This is a genomic window from Paenibacillus sp. FSL R7-0302 (genome assembly GCF_038006885.1).
GTDB lineage: Bacteria > Bacillota > Bacilli > Paenibacillales > Paenibacillaceae > Paenibacillus_AQ.
In genome coordinates this window covers 5,033,557-5,056,741 of the sequence record NZ_JBBOWB010000001.1, presented here as the reverse complement: position 1 = coordinate 5,056,741, position 23,185 = coordinate 5,033,557, and the positions used below count along the sequence as shown (strand labels likewise).

The window sequence follows — 23,185 nt, the reverse complement described above, 5'->3', positions numbered from 1 at the left end:
CCAGATGTTCAGGGAGACACCAGCATCATTCAGCCGTTATCTTCAGCCTCCGCTGCTGCGGCGGATTCTGCCTGTGCCTTCGCGGCACTGTCCGCTTCCAGGCCATAGTGGCTGCACAGGGCGCGGAGTCCGCCCGCGAACCCCTCGCCAATTGCAGCAAATCTCCATTTGTCCTTATAACGGTAGAACTCGCCGATAACAACGGAGATGCCTGGCATAATGTTCCGGCCAAAGGGGAATACGGCCAGTCTGACTCCCGTCCGGGAATCAACCAGTGATACGGAAGCGTTCCAGACCGGGCCCGGATTCCGGTCACCGCTGAACTCCGCAACCGTGAAGGCCAGCGCAATCCGCGTGATGGCTGCAGGCAGGCTGGTCAGCTGAAGATACAGATGTCCCATGTGCGCAGCGGGCTTAGAGCAGAAGACGGAACCGCTAGGGTCTTCCATATTCCCAGAGAAGATAAGCTCCCGCTCTTGCTTACAGCGTCCGCTCTCCCGGAGCAGGAAGGCAGCGGTCTCCGGCTGGCTCGCTTCCGGGTGCGAAGCCGGTGCATCCCACTCCACAGCGGCAAGGAGTCTGGAAGCGCTGAGCTTATCGCCGATATCGACTCGCTGCCCCCGCACCAATATGGGGACAGCCGCACCTCCGGCGGCTGGCGATGCTTCCGCCGGAAGCTTACCGGGCGATGCCGCTGGCGCTTCACCTGGCGACTGCCCGGCCACCGTTCCGCCCACCGGCAATCCTGGGCTAACATCGACCGCAGGACTGGCCGATGCCTTCTTCCCGGCGGCCGGCTTCTTCGCGGCCTTCTTGGGCGCTGCCTTGAACGGCGTATACCCGCCGTCATACATCGTCCCGGCCTTGTAGCCCTGGCTGCCGGCTAAGAGCAGCGGATCGAACTGCTGCCACTGCTCCATCAATTTCAGGAGAATCAGTGCAGAAGCTCTGGCATCCTCCAGGGCATCATGGTGCTTCAGCCGGATGCCGAAATGCGCCGAGATGACATTCAGCTTATGGGAGGGAAGGTCCTGGAGCATTTTTTTGCCGAGCAGGTAGGTACATAAATATTGAAAGCCGGGATAGCAGAGAGAGTAGTCATCCAGGCAGTAGCGCAGCACACTCATATCGAAGGCGGCATTATGCGCGATCACAATCTCTCCCTGCAGCAGCGGCTCCACCGTGGGCCACAGCTCGGCGAAGGTAGGCTGGCCTCTGACCATCGAGGGCGTAATGCCATGAATGGCAATATTCATCCCGTCGAACCGCTGCCGCGGATCAATCAGCCAGTTATGTTCCGCTGTAACGATACCGTCCCGGACTTGAACAAGCCCCAGGGCACAGGCGCTGGAGCGGCCGGAATTGGCAGTCTCAAAGTCTATCGCAGTAAAGTCCATCAGGTAAAGCCCCTATCTATCATCTAATACCTTTCATATTATAGGAGCAATGCTGGAAATACAATCTGTTCAGGTTGTGCAAGACTGCCTCGATGGGGTATACCTTATCTATGAACTTCTGGAATAGACTGCTATGAAGAGGAGATGAAGGACTTGCAGCTGTCAAAAGGTCAAAAGGTCGAACTCACCAAAGGAAGAGAGGCTCACGAGATATCCATCCAGCTTCGCTGGAACACGCAGCATAGCGGAGTGGGCGTCGATGCGGCAGCCTTTCTATTGTCGGATCAGAACCGGTGTGAACGGGATGAGGATTTTATATTTTACGGGAATCCGGTGTCGAGGGAGGGGGGAGTAGCGCATTCTGCGGAGGGGGAGAACGGGGCGGACCTGTCCATTTCGTTATCGAGAATACCTCAGCATTATGCCCGCATTGCGGTAACCTTGACGATCTATGAGGGCGAGCAGCGCAACCACCGGATGAAGGATCTGTCCGGCTTGCAGCTAACGCTGACAGACCGCAGGACTGGGGAAGAGCTGTACCGCTTCGAGTATGGGGCGGATCTGTCAGAGGAGACAGCCGTCGTAGCCGGGGAGCTGTACCGCCATCAGGGAGAGTGGAAGTTCAGTGCCATTGGCAGCGGGTATAATGGAGGACTTGCAGCCTTGTGCCGAAGCTACGGGCTTGAGGTGGAGCAGGAGTCCGGGAACGAAGCCGCAGCGGCGGCTGAGGTATTGGAGCGAACACCTGAAGTAGTGGAGCAGACATCTGAGCTAGTGGAGCAGGCACCTGAGGTGGTGAATAAGACCCCGGAGGTAATCCGTCAGCCCGAGGCGGAGCCTCCGGTGAATGTGTTGTCTTCGATTAATCTGCGCAAAAAGATCGTGGAGCTCACCCTGGTCAAAAAACAGCTCACCGGTGTAACCGCAAGAGTGGGTATCGTGCTGGACATCACCGGCTCCATGCGCAGCCTCTATGCCAGAGGGGTGGTGCAGGAGGTGGTAGAACGTATCCTCGCGGTTGCCAGCAAGTTCGATGATAACGGCTCCCTGGATGTGTGGGTCTATGATACGGAATTCAGCAGACTTCCGCCGGTTACCGAGCAGGAGCTTGGCAGCTATGTCTTCACTCATATTATGAACAACGATTCAATTCATAAGTTCGGGCGCAATAACGAACCGCCGGTGATGAATGATGTTATTGAAAAATACACCAAGGAGGAGCCGGACACGACGCCAGTGTTCATTATCTTCATCAATGACGGCGGTGTGGTCAAACTGACCCGCAAAGTCATTATGGCTGCCTCCTCGCTTCCGGTCTTCTGGCAGTTTGTCGGCATCGGCGACTCCGACTTCGAGGTGCTGAAGCAGCTCGACACGATGAGCGGCAGACTGGTGGATAACGCCAGCTTCATCCATCTGGACCGGATTGAAGACGTATCCGATGAGGAGCTGTATGACCAGCTGCTGAATGAATTCCCGCAGTGGCTGAAGGCAGCGAAGGCGAAGGGTATTCTGTAGCAGCATTCGCAGGGAAGCGTGGAACAACCGCTCAGTAGCAGCAATCACATGGAGGCGTGGTGCCCCGCTCAGTAGCAGCATTCATATTGAGTCGTGGTGCCCCGCTCTGAAGCGGCAATCACAATAAGCTGTAGTGCCACCGTACAGTAGCAGCATTCACATTGGGCCGTGCTGTTCCGGTCTGTGAGGGCATCCATATCGGGCTATGTTTGCTCCCTTACTGGGGCCGGATAGCACTGCAACGCGAGGAATGTTGCATGTTTTGCAGCTTTGATTCCCGGATACTTAGGCGTCCAAGGGGATTGTTGCAACAAATGCAGGAATTGCCCCGTTAAGCCGCCCGGAAGAGGAGAAATGCTGACTTTTAGACAACAATTTCGAATTTTGGTGCGGATGGAGAGGGGATTGTTGTCTTTTGGGCAGGATTTTTGCAATTTCCCGGCTCAAGTTGCCCCCCCCCCCAAACGTAGCCCTACACTGCTCCGCTGAATCACCGTTATAAGCCGTAATAAGCTCTACTAAGCCGTAACAAATCGATAAGCCCTAATAAGCCCCTAATGTGCCGTAACAAAAGCACAGCTTAGCCCGTTATCCTGGCTGTAGAAGTTGGTTCCGCGTGTGAACCGGCGGAGACCGGCAGCTCCAGACGGTAGCCTTTGACCAGAGTATCCCCGTTCTTCAAATCCGTTTCATAAGCCCGCTTGAAGCCTAATCCCTCGTACAATTTAATCGCAGAGGCCATCATATCCGAAGTATGAAGATTTAAGCTGGCTCCCCCTAGCGCAACAGCCCTTTCTGCGGCTTCACGGATCAGAAGTCTGGCCACCCCGCGTCCCCGGACCGCCGGAGATACGGCCAGCAGACGGATGATCGGTGTATGGATGCCAAGCTCCGGCCTGCCGTAAGCAGCCTCTGAGGAGGTGAACAGCAGCACGCTCCCTACAATTTGTCCGTCCAGCTCCGCTACAATCCGGGAGACGGGTGCATCGCCATGAACGGAGCCGAGAATAGAATCCCGGTACTCCGCCCAGAACGGTTCGGGCAGCACGGCTGCATATTCGCTGTAAGCTTCGAGCAAGACCCCGGCAATGGCTTCACGGTCGGAAGCTGCGGCTTCACGGATTACAAGTTCTGCTGAGTGATTCATCTGGTGCCTCCTGTCCGGTAATGGTGTTTTGTTATTATAATCTATAAATCCGATAAGTATAAGAGGGATTTAATGATTTTGATTAATGGATAGAAAAGTTCTATCTGTAATTGTGATCAATGTAATGGTTAAGGCCGTATGTTACACAATAAGTCTGTTGACAAAAAAAGGGCCGGTGACTAAGATATAAACAAATTCTATAGGAAAGTGCGGCCCTAATTCATTGTTAGTCGATTGGAATAGTAAAAATTATAAAATGCGGAGGGGGATTACGCTTGAATATCGAGAACATTGAGGCTTTTGTCTACATTAACCACTACGGAAGCTTCAACAAAGCGGCAGATGTGCTCTATATCTCGCAGCCGACAGTGACGGCCCGTATCCAGTCACTGGAACGGGAGCTGGACTGCAAAGTATTCGACCGGCTGGGCAAGCAGATTAACCTGACGGATAAAGGCCGCCAGTTCCTCCCCTATGCGCAGCAAATTCTGCAGGTCTATCAGAACGGCAGGCATCAGATTCAATCCAAAGGCCAAATCCCCGGCGAACTGAGGATCGGCAGCACCGTATCGGTCTCCAATTATCTGATGCCCCGTCTGCTGCTGCATTTGAAGCGGCGGTATCCCCACATCCGTATGAAGCTGACGACTGCTCCTACGGAAGTATTGATTGAGAAGCTGAAGGCGAAGGAGATCGATCTCGCTTTTATCCGCAAGGTAGTGAATCCGGCCATCCAGTCGTTCCCTTTCTGTGAAGACCCGATCTCGCTGTATGTGTATGCCGGTCATCCGCTGGCCCGCAAGGGCCGCGCTTCGATCCGGGAGATCTCTGAGCAGACCCTCGTATTCTTCGAATGCGGCTCGCTGGACTGGATGCGTCTGCACCGGGTATTCGAGAGCATGGAGCGTCCGCCGGGCATTGTCTATCAGGTGGATAACCTGGAGACCGCCAAGAAGCTGGTGCTGAAGCAAGCGGGAATCTGCTTCCTTCCAGCCTTGAGTGTGCAGGATGAGGTAGAGGCGGGAACGCTGGTAAGGGTGGATATCACGGAGACCGAAGGCATCTCCCTGCGGACCAGCCTGATCTCACTGAACGGGGAGAACGCGGAGTTCCTGGACACCCTGCTGGAGCTGGGGACGGGGACGTTGAGTAAGCTGAATTGACTTCTTGAATAACCATATTAAGAAACTCTATTAGCGCATGGCAGCGTGCAGTGATAAAGTTAATTGCATATAATCACCACTAAACAGATAGGGATTATCTAAATTGAAAAGGGGTTTGAGAGATGAACAAGACCATTTCGTTCGCATCCACACTTGTACTAACACTGCTGATCGCTGGCTGCGGCACCAATAACAGCGCAAATAACGGCAAGGTAGCGGAGGCAGCATCTCCGAATAGTCCGGAGTCCACGGCTGCTGCCGCCGATCCGGCTAAGGTGACAAAGATCGTGGTCGGCACCGGCACCGTTTTTCCCAATGTCTGCTTCATCGATGAGAACGGCAAGCTGACCGGCTTCGATGTAGAGCTGCTGAAGGAGATTGACAAGCGCCTGCCGGAGTATGAGTTTGAATTCCAGACGATGGACTTCAGCAATCTGCTGCTGAGCCTTGAGACGAAGAAGATTGACCTGGTGGCCCATGTCATGGAGAAGAACCCGGAGCGGGAGCAAAAGTACGCTTTTAACAAAGAAGCCTATGCTCACTGGAGAAACCGCATCGTTGTAGCCAAAGGCAATGATTCCATCCAGACACTGGATGACTTGAAAGGTAAGAAGGTGCTGACCGGCGCGACCAGCGCACAAGCGCAAATTCTTGAGAATTATAACAAGGAGCACGGTGCGGATTCAATCCAAATTGTCTATCAGAACGGTGCCGCCAATGATACGGTCAGCCAGATTGATTCAGGAAGAGTGGATGCTACACTTGCTGCGGATTTCGTATTGCCGATCATCGACCCGCAGAGCAAGCTGCAGGCGGTAGGTCCCGAGCTGTCCTCCGCTGATATTCTGTATGTGCTGCGCAAGGATGATGCCCCTTCGCAGAAGCTGTCGGATGCCATTGACGGTGTGGTCAAGGAGCTTAAGACAGACGGCACCCTTGGCAAAATAAGCACACAGTGGCTGGGGGCGGACGTCACCACCTCATCGGTTCAATAATGCGCAGGCCCATACAGCGGAAAGGAGGTGCAGGATGGGTGCACCGTTTGATCTAGGTTTTGTCTTCTCGTTCCTGCCCAAGCTGCTGACTACGCTGAGCACCACGCTGCTGATCGTAGCCTGTTCGCTACTCGCAGGAATGGTTGTCGGATTTATCATTGCGCTTCCCCGCCTGTATAAGGTGCCGGTCCTGAAGACCTGCGCTGAGGTGTACATCTCTTTTTTCCGGGGGACGCCCATTCTGATTCAATTATTCCTGTTCTATTACGGTCTGCCTGAAGTGCTGAAGCTGGTGAATCTGGATATGACGCGGACTCCGGTGCTGGTGTTCGTGATTCTGACTTACGGTCTGCATACCGGGGCCTTCATGTCGGAGATGATCCGCGCCTCGGTAACGGCTGTTGATAAAGGCCAGGTGGAAGCGGCTTACGCTACGGGGATGACCTCTTACCAGGCTTTTACCCGTATTGTGCTGCCTCAGGCGCTGGGAATTGCGATTCCCGTCTTCTCGAACCTGGTCATCGCGCTGCTGAAGGATACTTCGCTGGCGTTCACGCTGGGAGTGATGGAGATGACGGGCAAGGCTCAGACCCTGGGCAGCGCGACCCAGCATTTCATTGAGACGTATATTGCACTTGCTCTTATCTATCTTGTGATCAGCTTGTGCATTGAGAAGCTGCTGCTGGTGGCGGAGCGCCGGTTACTCCGGCATGAAGCTCAGGACAGCCCGGCGAAGAAGCGGTTCACTCTGCAGCGAAAAGCATCCTACCGCACAATCGTTGCGGATATGGGAGCGGGTAAAGGAGGCGGCACGTTATGAAGCTGGACCCATCGTTTATCTGGACGGCCTTCCTGCAGATTCTGGGAGCCATTCCTACGACGCTGTATATTACGGTTGTGTCGGTGCTGGCAGGCTTCGTTATTGGTACGGCTGTGGCCCTGATCCGGATTTATAGAGTCCCCGGGCTGTATCCGCTGGCCGCAGGGTATGTCACATTCATCCGCGGCACCCCGATGCTGACGCATCTGCTGCTGATCTATTTCGGGCTGCCGATGATCATCGACGGGCTTGCTGCACAGTTCGGCTGGAGCTTCCGCTCGGTATCGATACCGATGATCGGCTTCGCCTATATTTCTTTCTCCATTACAGCGGGGGCCTATATGTCCGAGGTGGTGCGCTCCGGACTGCTGGCGGTGGATCGCGGTCAGCTCGAAGCGGCCCATTCCATCGGGATGAGCACTCCGCAGGCGTTGCGGAGGATTGTGTTCCCTCAGGCGCTGGCGGCGAGCCTGCCGAATCTGTCGAATTCCGTGATCGGGATGCTGCACGGGTCTACGCTGGCTTTTACCGTATCGGTGGTGGATATCAATGCCCAGGCGCAGATTGTCGCTTCAACCAACTGGAAATTCTTCGAGGCCTACCTTGCGGCGGCGCTGATCTTCTGGGGACTGACATTCCTCATTGAGCGGGCAACGGCCCTGATTGAGAAAAGGATAAATCTATATAACCGGGGGGGAGTCGCATGATTAAGCTGTCACAGCTGTCGAAGTCGTTCGGGCGCCATCAGGTGCTGAACCAGATTGATCTGGAGGTGTCCAAGGGCGAGGTGGTGGTCATTCTCGGTCCCAGCGGCTCCGGCAAAACCACCCTGCTGCGCTGCGTGAATGTGCTGGAGAAGCCCAGCGGCGGCGAAATCTCCATTGGGGACTTCAAGCTGGACTTCCGGCACGCCCGTAAGAAGGAAATCCACCAGCTCCGGCAAAAGACGGCCATGGTCTTCCAGCAATATAATCTGTTCCGGCACAAAACCGCGCTGGAGAATGTGATGGAGGGCCTCCTGATCGTCAAGAAGCTGCCGAAGGAGGCAGCGAGGGAGAAGAGCATCGCCCTGCTGGAGAAGGTCGGCCTCGGCGCCAAGCTGGATGCCTATCCGAGCCAGCTCTCCGGCGGCCAGCAGCAGCGGGTCGGGATTGCCCGGGCGCTCGCACTCGAGCCGGAGGTCATCCTCTTCGATGAACCGACCTCGGCACTGGACCCGGAGCTGGTGGGCGAAGTGCTTGCGGTGATCCGCAAGATCGCCAAGGAAGGCATCACGATGATTGTGGTGACGCATGAAATGGGGTTTGCCCGCGATGTGGCGAATCATGTGGTATTTATGGACGGCGGAGTGATTGTCGAGGAGGGCACACCTACGGAAGTATTCAACCACCCGCGTGAAGAACGAACGAAGCAGTTCCTGAAGCGGATTACGCCGGAGCTGAACTATTCCATCTAGGAGGCATATCTATGGCAATTACAATCAGCGTACTCGACCAAAGCCCGATCTATCCGGGGGAGACACCGGAAGAGGCTTTTGCACATACGATCAGGCTGGCGCAGCTATCGGAACGCCTCGGCTTCCGCCGCTTCTGGGTATCCGAGCATCATGATTCCGAGCAGGTAGCCGGGTCTTCTCCCGAGGTACTGATCTCGCACCTGCTGGCCAGGACGGAGCGTATCCGCATCGGCTCCGGCGGAATTATGCTTCAGCATTACAGCCCCTATAAGGTGGCTGAGAACTTCAACGTGCTGGCTTCGCTGGCCCCGGGACGGGTGGACTTAGGGGTAGGACGCGCTCCCGGAGGTCTGCCGCGCAGCACACAGGCCTTGCAGCAGGGAGGCGTGGAAGCCGCTTCATTAACGGACAAAATCACGGAGCTGGACAAATATGTGCATAACCGGCTGGAGGCGGAGCATCCGCTGCACGGATTGAAGGCAGGCCCGCTCCCCGGCATTCCGCCGGAACTGCATGTACTTGGTGCCAGTGTCGCCAGTGCCGAGATCGCAGCCAGCCTGGGCTTGCCGTATGTGTTCTCCCTGTTCATCGGCGGCGATCAGGCTGTTGCTCTAGAGGCGGTGCGGGCTTACCGCAGCGGCTTCAATAGAAGCGGCGGGCAGGAGCCGCAGGTGATTATCGCGCTGGCTGTCATCGTGGCCGATACGGAAGAGGAGGCTGGAGAATTGGCCGGAGCGCATAAGCTGATCCGCATCCGTTTCGCCAGCGGCAAGCTCCTGACGCTGGCCAGCCGGGAGCAGGCCGAGGAGTTCACACGCCAGAGTGAGGAAGCGTACACGCTGGAGGAGCGGGAGCCTGAGATTACCAAGGGGACGAAGGAGACGGTACGTGAGCAGCTGCTGGCGTTGGCCGAAGCTTCCGGGGTGGATGAGTTCATCATCACTACGAATATACAGCCATTCGAGAAGCGGCAGCGTTCCTTCGAGCTGCTGAGTGAGGCGCTGGCCGAAGTGCCGGCGGAGGCATAGCGCAGTGAAGACATCTGATTAACAAGCAAGGAGGCCCGCTAATGACAAATTCAGCCACGGAATCTGCGGCACAGGAAGTACATTCGTTATCGTTCAAGGAGCGGCTGGTTGAAATCAGGCGTCATCTGCACCGGCACCCGGAGCTGTCAGGGGAAGAGGTTGAGACTACCGCATACATCACATCGCTGCTGAAGCAGGCGGGGGTGAAGATTACAGATTCCGGGCTGAAGACCGGGGTCATTGCCGAGGTCGGCGGTCAGCAGGGCGGGCCGGTGATTGCGCTGCGGGCTGACATAGATGCCTTGCCGATCCAGGAAGAGACCGGGCTGCCCTATGCTTCGCTGTATCCGGGCAGAATGCATGCCTGCGGGCATGACTTCCATACGGCAGTGCTGCTTGGAGCTGTGTATCAGCTCAAGGAGCAGGAAAGCGCCTTGAGCGGAACGGTTCGCTTCCTGTTCCAGCCTGCCGAGGAGAAGGCGAAGGGAGCGCAGCAGATCATCGCCGCCGGAGGGCTGGATCAGGTCCGTGCCGTGATCGGAATGCACAATAAGCCGGATCTGCCGGTAGGGACCCTTGGCATTAAGGCCGGTCCGCTGATGGCGGCCGCAGACGGCTTCGCTGTCAGTATCCGGGGCTTCGGCTCCCATGCAGCCGTGCCGGAGGCCGGGATCGACCCCATTGTAGCTGCCTCGCATATTGTAACGGCGCTGCAATCCATCGTCAGCCGGAATGTGAGCAGCCTGGGCAGCGCTGTAATCAGCGTCACGCAGATCCACAGCGGCAATTCGTGGAACATCATCCCGGACACGGCGGTGCTCGAAGGAACGATCCGTTCCTTCGATGGGGCGGTGCGAGGCAGGGTGCTGAAGCGGTTCGAAGAGGTGGTCACGGGTGTGGCCGCTGCGCTTGGAGCTGAAGCCAGCGTGCGCTGGATTGGCGGACCGCCGCCGGTCATCAACGATGCGCTGCTGGCCCGGCTTGGGGAAGAAACGGCAGCGAAGCTGGGCTATACCGCTGTACAGCCGGTGCCGTCACCAGCCGGGGAGGACTTCGCCTTCTATCAGCAGGAGGTTCCCGGATTGTTTGTCTTCACCGGCACGGCCGGAAGCCGGGAATGGCACCATCCCGCGTTCGAGTTGGACGAAGCGGCGCTGCCGGTAGGCGCCGGATTCTTCAGCGGTCTGGCCGTCCGTGTGCTTGAATATCTCGCGGTGGAAAGGGGTGCAGATCATAGCGGAGCGTTCTGATTATGAAGTTATTATTGTCGGTGCAGGCTCCATGGGAATGAGCGCCGGCTACCATCTGGCCCGGCGCGGTGTGAAGACACTGCTGATCGATGCCTTCGATCCGCCGCATACGGAAGGAAGCCATCACGGGGAGACCCGGCTGATCCGGCACGCCTACAGCGGAGATCCGGCCTATATTGACCTGGCGCTCCGTGCCCAGGTGCTGTGGGAAGAGGCGGAGACAGAGAGCGGCCTCAAGCTGCTGGCTCCGTCAGGTGTGCTCAATCTGGCGGACAGCCGTGTGTATTCCTTCGCCGGACGCCATGCGGAAGCGCAGAAGCGGAAGGTGCGGACCGAACAGCTGGATGCGGCGGAAATCCGCCGCCGCTGGCCAGCCCTGAACCTCCCGGAATCCTTCGAGGCTATGTATGAGCCGGATGCCGGTTACCTCTATAGTGAGCGGTGCATTACCGCTTACCGGCAGCTTGCGCTGGCTCACGGTGCGGAGCTGCTGACGAATACACCCGTGCTGAAGGTGACTGCCCGCGAAGGCAGTGTCACGGTCCATACGAAGAATGGCGATTACCATGGAGCGGCTGCTGTTCTTAGTGCCGGGGCCTGGTTCAGTTCATTGTCGCCCTTCGTTAACTTGCCGATTAAGGCGGTACGCAAGGTAGTAGGCTGGTTTGGGAGTACGCCGGATTTCGATGCCGGGAGATTCCCCGGCTTCACGCTTGGTTCAGAGGATGGCGGATTCTACGGCTTCCCCAGCATAGGCGGGGCAGGACTGAAGATCGGCCGCCATGATACAGGCGAAGAATGGAGGCCCGGTGAACCGTTGGCACCCTTCGGCAGCCTGGAGAGTGATGAAGGCGACCTTCGCCGTGTGCTCGAAGCTTATATGCCCGGCGCAGCCGGGAAGCTGCTTAAGGGCTCTGTCTGTAAATATGAGCATACGCCGGATGAGGATTTCATTATTGACCGCCATCCGGTCTATAGCAATGTGCTGCTGGCCGGAGGCTTCTCGGGCCATGGCTTCAAATTCTCCAGCGCGGTTGGCGAGATTCTCGCGGATCTGGCTGCCGGGGGACATACCGGGCAGAATATAGCTCCATTTGCATTGTCGCGCTTCAATAGCAGTGCATCCGATTTGAAATCATAGAGGGTGTGCGATGATATCTGGAGGACCGAGGAAGTGGAGCGTCCCCCCCCTTCATATGGTTAGGCGTAACGGACACTCATTCGGGGATAGTTGTAGAATGTACACTTAAAAACAGCGAAAAGGCGTACATGTATCGTATAACTGTAGTCTGTACAACTAAATCTGCCCGAATGGTTGAATATCAGAAGCAAATGGATTTTTAGTTGTACGAACTACATTTAAACAGATGACGGGTTGTAAATTAGACGTTTTAGATGTACAAAGTGCAATTAAACATAGTGGCTTGAACAACGGTAATCAAAACCTATACTGGAGGGAATCGCAATGAGCAGTGTGGAGCTAACGGGCTACTTGAATACACATGAGCAATTGGTGCGGGCGATAGAGGGGCTATCAGAAGAGCAATTAAGGTGGAAGGCGGAGCCGACAAGCTGGAGCGTGACCGAGGTACTGGCCCATCTGGCGGATCACAGCATTGTGGTCTCCTTCCGCATCCGCGATATTCTGGCGGATACGAAGGTTCAGCTCCCGGCGTTCAATCAGGATGCCTGGGTCAGCGGACAGCATAGCAATCAGGGGAAGGCCGCAGACAGCCTGGAGCTGTTCCGCAGCCTGCTGCATTATAACAGTCTGCTGCTGGGAAGGCTGAGTCCCGCAGAATGGGAGAAAAGCGGGATTAACTTCAAAGGCGAGCCGGTGCGGATTACCGATATTGTCCGCAGCTTCTCTGCCCATGTGCAGAATCATCTGGCCCAGATTGAACGGGTAAAGCAGGGAGTACAGGCTAATCAAGCTGCTCAAGCTTCACAGCAAGCGGCTCTATAAGGATATTTCTTGAGGAAGCGGGCGGTCTGAATACCAATTCGAGGAGGAATGAACATGACGAAATCAAGACAGTTGAAGCTGGGAGCTCTATTGCACGGAGTGGGAGGAAGCACCTCCATGTGGCGCCATCCCGATGCGAAGCCCGATGCCAGTGTGAACTTTGAGCTATACAAGGAATGGGTACGCAAAGCGGAGGAAGGCAAGCTGGACCTGATCTTCATTGCAGACGGTCTGTTCATCAATGAGAAGTCCATTCCTCATTTCCTGAACCGTTTCGAGCCGCTGACCATTCTTAGTGCATTGGCGGCGGTCAGCAGCCGGATTGGTCTGGTAGGTACTTTATCTACCTCTTACAGTGAACCGTTCACGGTGGCCCGGCAATTCGGCTCCCTGGATGTCATCAGCGGCGGACGGGCCGGCTGGAATGTGGTGACTTCTCCGCTCGAAGGCTCCGCGCTCAATTACAGCAAGCAGGAGCATCCGGACCATGGCAAACGGTACCGTATTGCCGCCGAATACCTGGAGGTGGCACGCGGGCTGTGGGATTCCTGGGAAGATGATGCGTTTGTCCGCAATAAGGACACGGGGGTCTTCTTTGATCCGCAGAAAATGCATACGCTCGATCACCAGGGTGAATTCTTCTCGGTGAAGGGACCGCTCAATATCGCCCGCTCGAAGCAGGGGCAGCCGGTTATTTTCCAGGCAGGTTCCTCTGAAGTCGGCAAGGATTATGCCTCCAGCGTGGCGGATGCCATCTTCACGGGTCATGACTCGCTGGAGTCCGCGCAGGAATTCTATAAGGATGTGAAAAGCCGGGTAGCCTCCTTCGGGCGCAATCCTGATGAAGTGCTGATCTTCCCGGGCATCGCACCGATTCTCGGGGCCACCCCGGAGGAGGCGGAGCGCAAATATCAGGAGGTGGCCGGACTGGTAACGATTGAGAATGCGCTGAACTATCTGGGCCGCTTCTTCGAGCATCATGATTTCTCGCAGTATCCGCTGGATGAGCCGTTCCCAGATGTCGGTGATCTGGGCCGAAACAGCTTCCAGAGCGGCACGGACAAAATCAAAAAGGATGCCAGAGAGCAGGGCCTGACTCTGCGGCAGGTTGCCCTGCAATCGGCAACGCCGCGCAGCAGCTTCATCGGGACGCCGGAGCAGGTGGCTGATCAGCTTCAGGCCTGGTTCGAGGGCGGGGCAGCTGACGGCTTCATGCTGGCTGCTGCTGTACCGAACGGGCTGGAGGAATTCGTGGATCAGGTGGTTCCGATTCTGCAGGAGCGCGGGCTGTTCCGCACCGAATACGAAAGCGATACCCTGCGGGGCAACCTCGGCTTGCCGGTTCCGGAGAACCGCTACACCAAGGTCTCTGAACCGGCCGGGCAGCAGTGATTCTTAGACAAGGAAACAAGTTCTTGGCGCTCTTTCCAGCCAAGAACTTGCTCCCGCTTATAGTGCATTTATTTGAACTCTCCCGTAACCGGTATCGCAGGATCGTAAGGGATAATAATGGAGCCCTTAAGAATCCGTTCATCCCAAGGCCGTGTTGGACATGTTGTATTGAGCGGAGTAAGTTCATAGACGAAATTGCCTACCGGGAACTGTTGGTACAGGCATAGCTTGACTAAGGATTTACCGGATGGTAATGCTCCTGAAGATGCGCTGTCAGGGGAAAGCCCCATGGAGTCAGACGCCGGCGAATGGCATACATACATCGTAATATAAGCCAAGTCCACGGTGATTTGTTGATAATAGTGCCTGCCGCTCCAATCCTGGAACAAGGCGCAGCCGGTTAATGTATTTCGTTTGCCTTGAATGACCCGCTGAACATAAACCCAGAGATTTCCCACATTGGTGTTGGTCCAAATATACACCCAGGTGTTTGTACACAAGGTTTCAGGAGTCGGGGGAATCGGGATGAACGGCGGGGTGGGATTTGACTGCGGCGGCAGGCCAATAGTCTCTAAATTGCAGGTTTGCGGGGACAGCATTTGATTTTCCAACAGAATCGCTCCTTGGCATTGAAATAAGTTATAGAATATATCTATGCGAATGCCCAGGCAAAGTTACAAATAATGGTAAAAACATATCTCTTCTAGGTCGATGCAATTTAGGACATCCTTGAAAGGGGATACAATTTAAAATAGCAATAGCACAGAAAAAGGTTGTTCCTTCTGCCAATATGGCGTTAGGAGCAACCTTTTTGGATTCAGGAAGAACGGTTATGCGCCCCTGTTCAGGTAATTGCCCGTACGGTTTGTCTTTCCACAATGGAGTGGGCACAGATTAGACTCTCCGCAGGCTCCCCCGTTTCAATCATGCCGATCAGCTTCTCTGAAGCGAGCATTCCAATGTCATACAGCGGCTGGCGAACGGTAGTCAAGGGCGGATTGACCATCCGGGCTAACCGGAGATCGTCGTATCCCATGATGGAGATATCCTCAGGCACGTTCATTCCATGCTTCGTAACGACCGAAAGAGCACCAATCGCCATTTCGTCACTGGCCGCGAAGACAGCAGTAACCTCAGGCGTTCTCCGTAATATGGCTTCCATAGCCCTGCAGCCGCTGTCGTAGGAAAAGTCTCCATACACGAGGTAACGGCTATCAAAGGGAATTCCGTGTGCTTCCAGCACTTTACGGTATCCCTCGACCCGTGGAGTTCCGGCGATGGGATCGCCCTTGGTTCCGCTGATCATGCCGATGCTGCGGTGGCCTTTGGTGATCAGATAATGGACAGCGTCATAGGCCGCCTGATAATCATCGACCTTCACATAAGGTACATTGGCATAATCCGTCTGGGAAGAGACCAACACTACTGGAACCTTCATGCTTCCCAGCATGTCGTAATACTCTTGCTTGAGCACTTCACTGGAAAAAATAATCCCGTCCACCTGCTTCTCGCGCAGAAGCTGCAAATACTTCAGCGTACGTTTGCCGTCCTGATCGGTATTACAGACCATCACACTGTAATTGCGGTCATGGACGAATTCGCCGATTCCGTGGAGCAGATCGGAGGAGAAGGTGCTTGACACATCAGGAAATAATACGCCGATGGTTTGGGTGCGCTTGTTAATCAGTCCGCGGGCGATAGCGTTCGGCTGATATTGCAGCTCTTTGATGGTCTGATCTACCTTTTGTTTCGTTTGATCTGAATATCCGCCTAAGTTATGCAGAACCCGTGAGACGGTGGCAATGGATACGTTCGCCTTTTGGGCAACATCTTTAATTGTGGGATTCATGGACTCTCCTGCCTGCTGCTTAGCAGTAAACGTTTACTGAAAATATAAGGCCTTGCTTTTTCTTTGTCAATTGAAATTAATATTTCGGGGGAATTAAGCGTTGACAAGGAAAAATAAACAGGATACCTTTAGGTGAAAGTTTACGTTGACGTATGAAATCACACTTAAAGAGCTGGACTTTACACATTTGAGTAAACGTTTACTTAAACATATCAGTATACTGAGGTAACTCAATCTTAAGTTCTGTTGTAGAAAGGATGCATGGTGAAAAACAGGAAGAACTCGCTGGGCGCAAGACTGATTCAACTGTCTGCTGCAATAACGATTCCGCTCCTCTCCGTTCTTTTTGCCGGGGGATATTATGCCAAGGGAATTGTACTCGATCAGGTATCCAGATCCTATCAGAATCTGGTCAACTCCAATCTTAAGATGATGGAGAGAAGCCTGGAGGACATTACGATTAATCTGGTCGATATTGTCGATCATGATGTGAATTTCCTTCAATTGAATCAGCCGGGGCTGACAGAGTCTGAATATTATTTTGCCCGCATGGGGATTATGCAGAGAAATCAGGCCTACCAGGCCTATTACCATAGCGTGGACATGTTCTATCTGTACTCCGGTGTTAATGATACCTTAACCCTATCCAATGTATTAGGAACGACAGAGGAGGATATGGACCAGATACGGGGGTGGATTACGGCACAGGTTCAACATGAAGAACATCTGGAGACGCTTCAGTACAAGTGGTCAATCGTTAACATTGCCGGAGATTATTATTTAAACCGGACCGTCAGCAATAATCTGGGCCATACCGCTTGTATCGGCGCGTTGATCCGGATCGACTCCATGCGCTCACCGCTGGGCAATCTCAACCTGCAATCGGGCGGTGATGTGCTGATTGTGGATAATGAAGGGAATATCTTAACAAGTCCTTCAGCATCCATGGGCTACGACTTCAAGCTGCCGGGTGAGAAAATGAATCTGAATTCTTCCTTTTCGTTTACCCATGATGGCCTGAAGTGGTTTGTGGTGTCCAGCCAGTCCTCCGCATTGGGAATCAACCTGTCTGTGGTCATTCCCGCCTCCGAGCTGCTCCAGGGACTCAATGCCTTCCAGATGATTATTAATGTGCTGCCCTTTATTATTTTGCTCATTTTACTGGTCTACTTATATTATTTCCGCCGTATGGTCATCCGCCCGATTCTGGATTTGCTCAGCGGCATCCACCGGATCCGCAACGGCGCCATGGAAACCAAGCTTCCCGATTCGAACCTGGTGGAGTTTCAGGCGCTGAATCAGGCATTTAATAGCATGGTTGTGGAAATCCAGGATCTGAAAATTGATGTCTATGAGGAACGGATTCATGCGCAGAAGGCAGAAATGAAGCATTTGCAAATGCAAATTAATCCGCATTTCTTCCTGAATACGCTCAATATTATTTTTCAGCTTGCTGATCTGAAGCGTTTCGAATTGGTCAAAAAGACAGTACGGCATATGGTGCAGTATTTCCGCTTTATGCTTCAGGTCAAGGATAACCGCATTACTTTGGGACAAGAGCTTGAACATCTCCGCAATTACCTGGAAATTCAAAAGATGCGCTACCAGCAGTCGTTTGAGTTTCAGATCACGGTTGCCGAAGAGCTTAGCCGCGCCTCCATACCGTCCTTAATCGTACAGCCCTTTGTAGAAAATGCCATGCTTCACGGCATGAGTCTGAAGGCAGAGATCTTTCATCTGGAGATTTCGGCGGGTCTCTCAGAAGAAGCGGCCGGTACAATGATCATTGAAGTCGCGGATAACGGAAAAGGCAGCAGTGCAGAGAAGCTGCAGGAGCTGAATTCGCCGGATTACAACCCGGCCACAGATGAAGGGCATATCGGGATCTGGAATGTGAAGCAAAGGCTGGCGATGATCTATCAAGGGAGAGCCGGAATTCACTTCAGCGGCAATCAGCCGTCCGGATTCCGTGTGCGGCTTAGCCTGCCTATTGAATATACAGAAGGAGAACGTTGAGCCATGCGATTATTGATTGTAGATGATGAACAATTCGCGGTGGAGGGGCTGCTCTACTGCTGCGACTGGAAGGCGTATGGGATTGAAGAGGTCTTGACGGCGAACAGGGCCGACAAGGCCAGGGAGCTGCTGAATGATCAGAGAATAGAATTGCTGATTTGCGATATTGAGATGCCGGATGAAGACGGACTTTCACTGGTTGGCTGGGTGAGAGAGCACTCTCCCTGGACGGAATCGATATTTCTGACCTGTCATTCCGAATTCTCCTATGCCAGGAAAGCCGTTAACCTCGGGAGCTTTGATTACTTGCTGAAGCCTGTTGACACAGAGGAGCTGTTGTCAGCTGTATCGGGGATGATGGCGGCCATCCGTGAGAAGGAAGAGTATGAGTCCTACAACCAGATGTATCATAAGTATCTGAATCTGTGGCAGCAGGAGAAGCCGAAGCGGGTAGAGCGCTTCTGGCAGAATTTGTTGTCCCGCAGCATCCTGTCGTTCGGGGATTTCTTTGACCGGGAGCTGGCGGGTGCGGGGGTAGGGTTAAATCCTGACGATCAGGTGCTCCCGGTTCTGATCAGTATTGAGGAGTGGTCCAAACCGCTCAGCCCGCGTGATCAGGAAATCATGGAATATGCGGTGAAGAAAGCGGCGGAGGAATGTTTTACAGAAGAGCTTCCGGGGGAGGCCATCACCGATAAGAGCGGGGTTTTGTTCATTCTGCTGTATGCCGGAGGTGTGGAGGGAGAACCTGCGGCTAAGAAGATTAGCCTTCAGCAGCTCACGGCCATAGGTAAACGTTTTATCCAAGCTTGCCGGGAGTTGTTCAACAGCATTGTAACCTGCTATGTCGGCTCGTTCAAACCCCTTCAGGAGCTGCCGGGAATGTGTGAAAGTCTAAAGACTATGGAGCGTGACAATATCTCCCGGACCCAATCCGTGCTCGTATACTTACCGCAGGACCAGATGCTGTCCGCCAATTCTAATTCGGAGGATATCCTGCTGGATGATCTGATCTCTTATATGCTGAACGGCAAACGTGAGTCCGCTGTGCAGTTCATTCATCATCTGACAGCGAAGCTGGAAGCCAATCCTTGCTTTCAGGGAAGACATCTGGATGCCCTGCATCAGGATACCCTGCAGATTATCTACCGCTTCCTCCAGGTAAGAGGAATCAATGCGGGAAGCATCGCCCTGTTTACAGACTGGACAACCGCCCGGATCCGGGGACTGCTTCAATACAGGCATTGGGCTGAAGGAATCGTATCGGCGGTCATGGAAGCGGAATTCGAGCGGCAGGAGAAAGGCGGTGTGATTGAGCGTTCCATCCGCTACATCCAGCAGCATGTGGAGGAGGAGATCTCCAGGGCCAGTGTCGCTGACTATGTGGGCTTGAACCCGGCTTATCTCTCCAGGCTGTTCAAGAAAGAGACCGGCCAGAATCTTATTGATTTCCTGATTTCGGTGAAGATGAACCGCACCCGCGAGCTTCTGGACACCACGGATATGCCGGTCAGCGCGATCGCGCAGCAGGTGGGCTACAGCAATTTTTCACATTTCACCAAAATGTTCCGCAAGCAGTTCGACGTCAATCCCCAGGAATACCGCAATGTCACAAAACGAATAGATTAAGGTTATAAAAACGGCAGAGCAGCTGCAGGCCACTCCTTATAATGAAGCCATAACCCAATAAGAAGGTGTGGAACTATGGCTTCGGAAATCAACTCAAAATGGAAAAGCATATGGAAGTACAGGGCCTTGGTCGTGCTGGCACTGCCTGGTGTGCTGCTGATGCTGATCAATAACTACCTGCCCATGTTCGGTATTTTCCTGGCCTTCAAGGACCTGAATTATACGGCAGGAATCTGGGGCAGCAAATGGATCGGACTGGACAACTTCAAGTTTCTGTTTGCTTCGAACGACGCCTGGCTGATCATCAGGAATACCTTGCTGTACAACCTTAGCTTCCTGATCATCAATACGATACTCGCTGTGATGCTGGCCCTTCTCCTTAACGAGGTCAAGAATAAGCTTGCCTCCAAGTTCTTTCAGAGCACAGTAATCCTGCCCAATTTCATCTCCATGGTCATTGTCGGCTATATCGTGTATGGATTTCTGAATCCGGAGCTGGGATTTATTAATAAATTCATTCTGGAGCCCTTCGGAATTGATCCTAGAAACTGGTATGCGGAAGCAGAGCATTGGCCTTATATCCTGACCCTTGTCAACACCTGGAAGGGTGTGGGGTACTCGGCCGTTGTCTATCTGGCAGCCATTGTCGGGATCGACTCTGAATATTATGAAGCGGCCGTCATTGACGGGGCCACACGTTGGAAGCAAATGACGAAAATTACGATTCCGCTGATTGCGCCGATCATTATCATCATGACACTGCTGGCGATCGGCCGGATTTTCAACGCTGACTTCGGTCTGTTTTATCAGGCAACCATGGCCTCCGGTATGATCAAAGAGACAACGGATGTTATCGATACCTATGTATACAGGGCGTTAATGGTTACCGGTGATACGGGACTCGCCTCCTCGGCAGGGCTGCTGCAATCGGTAGTTGGCTTTACACTTGTCATTACCGTCAACCTGGCCGTCCGTAAATTCAGCAAAGAAAATGCTTTGTTCTAGAAGGAGAACATCATGGAGAAAAAACGAACGAATCCCTTTATCCTTATTGTCCTGTCCTTGTTCAGCCTTGCCTGCCTGATCCCGTTCTGGCTTATCTTTATGATCTCGGTCGCCGACGAAGACTGGGTAACTGCGAATGGATACAGCTTCTGGCCCGGTAAATTCAGTCTTGTCGCTTATCAGTATTTATTGGAAGATGCCGGGAAAATATTGCGGGCCTACGGTGTCTCTGCTTCGGTAACACTGATTGGAGTTGTCGTCAGTCTGTTTGTGACTTCGGCCATGGCCTATGCATTATCGCGGAAAGAGTTTCCGCTCAGGGGTGCTTTAAGCTTCTACATCCTGATCACGATGCTGTTCTCCGGCGGCTTGCTGCCCTGGTATCTGGTCTACACCCGGTTCCTGCATGTTCAGGATACGCTGATGGCGCTTATCATTCCGGGTCTGATCGGCGGCTTCAACGTGATCATCATGCGGACCTTCTTCACGAACAGCATACCGCCTTCCCTGATTGATTCCTCTCAGATCGACGGGGCAGGTGAATTCCGGACCTACTTTAGCATTATTCTGCCGCTGTCCTTGCCTGTAATGGCCACAATCGGGTTGTTCACCACCGTATCCTACTGGAACGACTGGTTTACAAGCCTGGTCTTCATCCAGAATGAGAAGCTGTTCTCGCTGCAATATCTGTTGACCAAAACCTTAATGAACGCTTCGTTCCTGCAGACGATTGCCAATAAGGCTTACAGCTCAACCGCACAGGTCACAACGCCGCTTGAATCCATCCGGATGGCGATGGCGATGATTGCAATCGGACCGCTGGTGCTGGTATTCCCTTTCCTGCAGAAGTATTTCGTCAAAGGCCTTACCGTAGGCGCTGTGAAAGGCTGATCCCAGTATAATGCTGGATTAGTATAAGCAAGTTCAGAAGGATGAGGAAGAATACAGAAGGATTCCAGGGAGGTCTACTATTTATGAAGTGGTTGAAAAAGAGTTCTGTTGTATTGACATCGCTTGTGCTGACTTCAGCCCTAGTAATCGGCTGCGGCGGGAATAATGCTGCCAATTCACCGGCGGGCACAGCCCAGCCGGGAGGCACTGCCAGCTCCGAATTGAAGCCTTACGAAGTGGTCATGGTATTCCCCGATGCGCCGCAAAACGATAATCAGCGGGTACAGGATGCGATGAATGATTATCTGGCACAGACCTATCCGGACATGAACATGACGGTCAAGCTGAATCCCATCGACTGGGGCGCCTGGAGTGATAAAACGAACCTGATGATGGCCTCCGGCGACAAAATGGACCTGCTGTTTACAGCGGATTGGCTCGGATTTCAGCAGCAGGTGACCAAAGGGGGCTTGCTGCCGCTGGATGATCTGCTCGCTAAATACGGCCCGGACATCGAAGCTGTGGAGAAGGACTATCACGGGCCGGCTAAGCGCGGCGGCAAGCTGTACGGTATTCATACCCACCAGGAGCTGGGCGGTGCGCAAGGGGTTTATTTAAATAAAGAGCTTGTAGACAAGTACAACTTCGATCTGACTGCACTGAAGTCCGGTAAAGTCGAGGATCTGGAGCCCATGCTTCAGACCATCAAGGAGAACGAACCGGGGATTACGCCTCTGGTGGCACCGAGCTTTCCTCTCGAAGCGTACTATTCATCCACGAATCTGGATTCTATTGTGAGTATTGCAGCGATTAACACCGTGGGAACAGCGGCAGATGATTATACCGTCATCAATTCCTACTCGACTCCGCGGTATCTGGAGCTTGCCAAGCTTACCAACAAGTGGTACAAGGCAGGATACATTAACAAGGATGCACTGACACCTGGTCTGGACGCCTGGAAGAAGATTCAAGCGGGTAAGGGCTTCGCCTTTGTCTCAGACATGGATATTATCGCGGATATGGAGATCGGCACAGCAGCCGTATCACCCAATGGTTCGATTAAAGCGGGCCGTGAGATGCTGCAAATTCCGCTTAATATTGACCGTTTGCAGACAGGGAAGATGACAGCAACCATGTATGCGATTGCAAAAAGCTCTGGCGATCCGGAACGTGTCATGATGCTGCTTAACCTGTTCTACAAGGACAAGAAATTGCTGACCCTGTTCAACTTCGGGATTGAAGGCACCCATTATGTGCTCCAAGACGGGCAAATTGCGCTGCCGGAAGGCAAAACGACAGATAATGTCGGCTACTACCATGATATTATGTGGCAGCTCGGCAATCAAATGCTCAACTATACCCGTGTAGGCGAAGATCCGAATAAATATAAGAACTACGAGAAGTTCAACGAACTGGTATCCTCTAATCCTTCCCGGATCTTCGGATTTGTCTTCGATCCGGAGCCGGTAAAAAATGAATTGATCTCGATCGACAACGCCAACAAAACCTTTGTTGACGGTCTGAAGTCCGGTCAGCTCGATCCGGAGGAGTCTCTGCCTAAAATGCTGGAAAAACAAAAAGCGGCGGGAGCAGACAAAGTACTCGCGGAAGTGCAAAAGCAGCTGGATGCCTGGCTGGCTGAAACAGGCAAGAAATAAGCGAA

Annotated in this window: 20 protein-coding genes and 1 pseudogene; 17 read left to right on the top strand and 4 right to left on the bottom strand. The window is 53.6% G+C overall.

What is annotated here, in order from left to right; all coding sequences use genetic code 11:
* Positions 1-29: 29 nt before the first annotated feature.
* Positions 30-1,397: a TerD family protein gene (locus tag MKY96_RS21730; protein ID WP_340943209.1), complete on the bottom strand. Its 1,368-nt coding sequence runs from the start codon at positions 1,395-1,397 to the stop codon at positions 30-32.
* A gap of 144 nt (positions 1,398-1,541) precedes the next feature.
* On the opposite strand from MKY96_RS21730, the pseudogene MKY96_RS21725 reads away from it, so the two are divergent.
* Positions 1,542-2,015 (top strand): annotated as a pseudogene (locus MKY96_RS21725) (TerD family protein); the annotation flags it as partial.
* Positions 2,016-2,249: 234 nt separating this feature from the next.
* A complete protein-coding gene (locus MKY96_RS21720) occupies positions 2,250-2,915 on the top strand; it encodes a vWA domain-containing protein (protein ID WP_340944699.1) in 666 nt (221 codons plus the stop codon).
* Between the two features lie 580 nt (positions 2,916-3,495).
* On the opposite strand, the gene MKY96_RS21715 is transcribed toward MKY96_RS21720, so the two are convergent.
* The gene (locus MKY96_RS21715) at positions 3,496-4,062 is read right to left on the bottom strand and encodes a GNAT family N-acetyltransferase (protein WP_340943207.1); all 567 of its coding nucleotides are present in this window, start codon (positions 4,060-4,062) and stop codon (positions 3,496-3,498) included.
* A 275-nt stretch (positions 4,063-4,337) separates the two neighbouring features.
* Here MKY96_RS21715 and MKY96_RS21710 point away from each other — a divergent pair, with 275 nt between their 5' ends.
* The 10 genes from MKY96_RS21710 to MKY96_RS21665 all read left to right on the top strand — a co-directional run bounded on the left by MKY96_RS21710 (position 4,338) and on the right by MKY96_RS21665 (position 14,132).
* Positions 4,338-5,225, top strand: coding sequence for a LysR family transcriptional regulator (locus tag MKY96_RS21710; RefSeq protein WP_340943206.1), 888 nt, complete (start codon positions 4,338-4,340; stop codon positions 5,223-5,225).
* A gap of 122 nt (positions 5,226-5,347) precedes the next feature.
* On the top strand, positions 5,348-6,220 hold the full coding sequence (locus MKY96_RS21705) for a transporter substrate-binding domain-containing protein (RefSeq protein WP_340943204.1): 873 nt from the start codon (positions 5,348-5,350) through the stop codon (positions 6,218-6,220).
* A 34-nt stretch (positions 6,221-6,254) separates the two neighbouring features.
* On the top strand, positions 6,255-7,040 hold the full coding sequence (locus tag MKY96_RS21700) for an amino acid ABC transporter permease (RefSeq protein WP_340943202.1): 786 nt from the start codon (positions 6,255-6,257) through the stop codon (positions 7,038-7,040).
* Positions 7,037-7,747: an amino acid ABC transporter permease gene (locus MKY96_RS21695; protein ID WP_340943200.1), complete on the top strand. Its 711-nt coding sequence runs from the start codon at positions 7,037-7,039 to the stop codon at positions 7,745-7,747. Before MKY96_RS21700 ends, MKY96_RS21695 begins: the two co-directional genes overlap by 4 nt.
* Complete coding sequence (locus MKY96_RS21690) at positions 7,744-8,496, top strand: amino acid ABC transporter ATP-binding protein (RefSeq protein WP_340943196.1); 753 nt, start codon at positions 7,744-7,746, stop codon at positions 8,494-8,496. The genes MKY96_RS21695 and MKY96_RS21690 overlap by 4 nt, the downstream gene beginning before the upstream one ends.
* Before the next feature lie 11 nt (positions 8,497-8,507).
* Positions 8,508-9,524, top strand: a complete 1,017-nt coding sequence (locus MKY96_RS21685) for an LLM class flavin-dependent oxidoreductase (protein ID WP_340943194.1) — start codon at positions 8,508-8,510, stop codon at positions 9,522-9,524.
* A gap of 41 nt (positions 9,525-9,565) precedes the next feature.
* A complete protein-coding gene (locus tag MKY96_RS21680) occupies positions 9,566-10,774 on the top strand; it encodes an amidohydrolase (protein WP_340943192.1) in 1,209 nt (402 codons plus the stop codon).
* Positions 10,731-11,915 (top strand): N-methyl-L-tryptophan oxidase, encoded by a 1,185-nt coding sequence (solA, locus tag MKY96_RS21675; protein WP_445671494.1) that lies wholly within the window; start codon positions 10,731-10,733, stop codon positions 11,913-11,915. Before MKY96_RS21680 ends, solA begins: the two co-directional genes overlap by 44 nt.
* Positions 11,916-12,239: 324 nt before the next feature.
* Entirely contained in the window at positions 12,240-12,740 is a 501-nt protein-coding gene (locus MKY96_RS21670; protein ID WP_340943191.1) for a DinB family protein, read from the top strand.
* A gap of 54 nt (positions 12,741-12,794) precedes the next feature.
* On the top strand, positions 12,795-14,132 hold the full coding sequence (locus tag MKY96_RS21665) for an LLM class flavin-dependent oxidoreductase (RefSeq protein ID WP_340943189.1): 1,338 nt from the start codon (positions 12,795-12,797) through the stop codon (positions 14,130-14,132).
* 68 nt (positions 14,133-14,200) lie between these two features.
* Here MKY96_RS21665 and MKY96_RS21660 read toward each other — a convergent pair whose 3' ends face one another.
* The gene (locus MKY96_RS21660) at positions 14,201-14,743 is read right to left on the bottom strand and encodes a hypothetical protein (RefSeq protein ID WP_340943187.1); all 543 of its coding nucleotides are present in this window, start codon (positions 14,741-14,743) and stop codon (positions 14,201-14,203) included.
* 233 nt (positions 14,744-14,976) lie between these two features.
* Positions 14,977-15,981 carry a LacI family DNA-binding transcriptional regulator gene (locus tag MKY96_RS21655; protein WP_340943185.1) on the bottom strand — a complete coding sequence of 335 codons (1,005 nt, stop codon included), beginning with the start codon at positions 15,979-15,981 and terminating at the stop codon, positions 14,977-14,979.
* A 261-nt stretch (positions 15,982-16,242) separates the two neighbouring features.
* Here MKY96_RS21655 and MKY96_RS21650 point away from each other — a divergent pair, with 261 nt between their 5' ends.
* From MKY96_RS21650 to MKY96_RS21630, 5 genes are all read left to right on the top strand, one after another.
* Positions 16,243-17,997 (top strand): sensor histidine kinase, encoded by a 1,755-nt coding sequence (locus MKY96_RS21650; protein WP_340943184.1) that lies wholly within the window; start codon positions 16,243-16,245, stop codon positions 17,995-17,997.
* A gap of 3 nt (positions 17,998-18,000) precedes the next feature.
* On the top strand, positions 18,001-19,626 hold the full coding sequence (locus tag MKY96_RS21645) for a helix-turn-helix domain-containing protein (protein WP_340943183.1): 1,626 nt from the start codon (positions 18,001-18,003) through the stop codon (positions 19,624-19,626).
* 75 nt (positions 19,627-19,701) lie between these two features.
* Positions 19,702-20,631 carry an ABC transporter permease gene (locus tag MKY96_RS21640; RefSeq protein ID WP_340943181.1) on the top strand — a complete coding sequence of 310 codons (930 nt, stop codon included), beginning with the start codon at positions 19,702-19,704 and terminating at the stop codon, positions 20,629-20,631.
* Between the two features lie 12 nt (positions 20,632-20,643).
* Positions 20,644-21,522, top strand: a complete 879-nt coding sequence (locus MKY96_RS21635) for a carbohydrate ABC transporter permease (RefSeq protein ID WP_340943180.1) — start codon at positions 20,644-20,646, stop codon at positions 21,520-21,522.
* A gap of 83 nt (positions 21,523-21,605) precedes the next feature.
* The gene (locus MKY96_RS21630) at positions 21,606-23,180 is read left to right on the top strand and encodes an ABC transporter substrate-binding protein (protein ID WP_340943178.1); all 1,575 of its coding nucleotides are present in this window, start codon (positions 21,606-21,608) and stop codon (positions 23,178-23,180) included.
* The last annotated feature ends 5 nt before the right edge of the window (positions 23,181-23,185 follow it).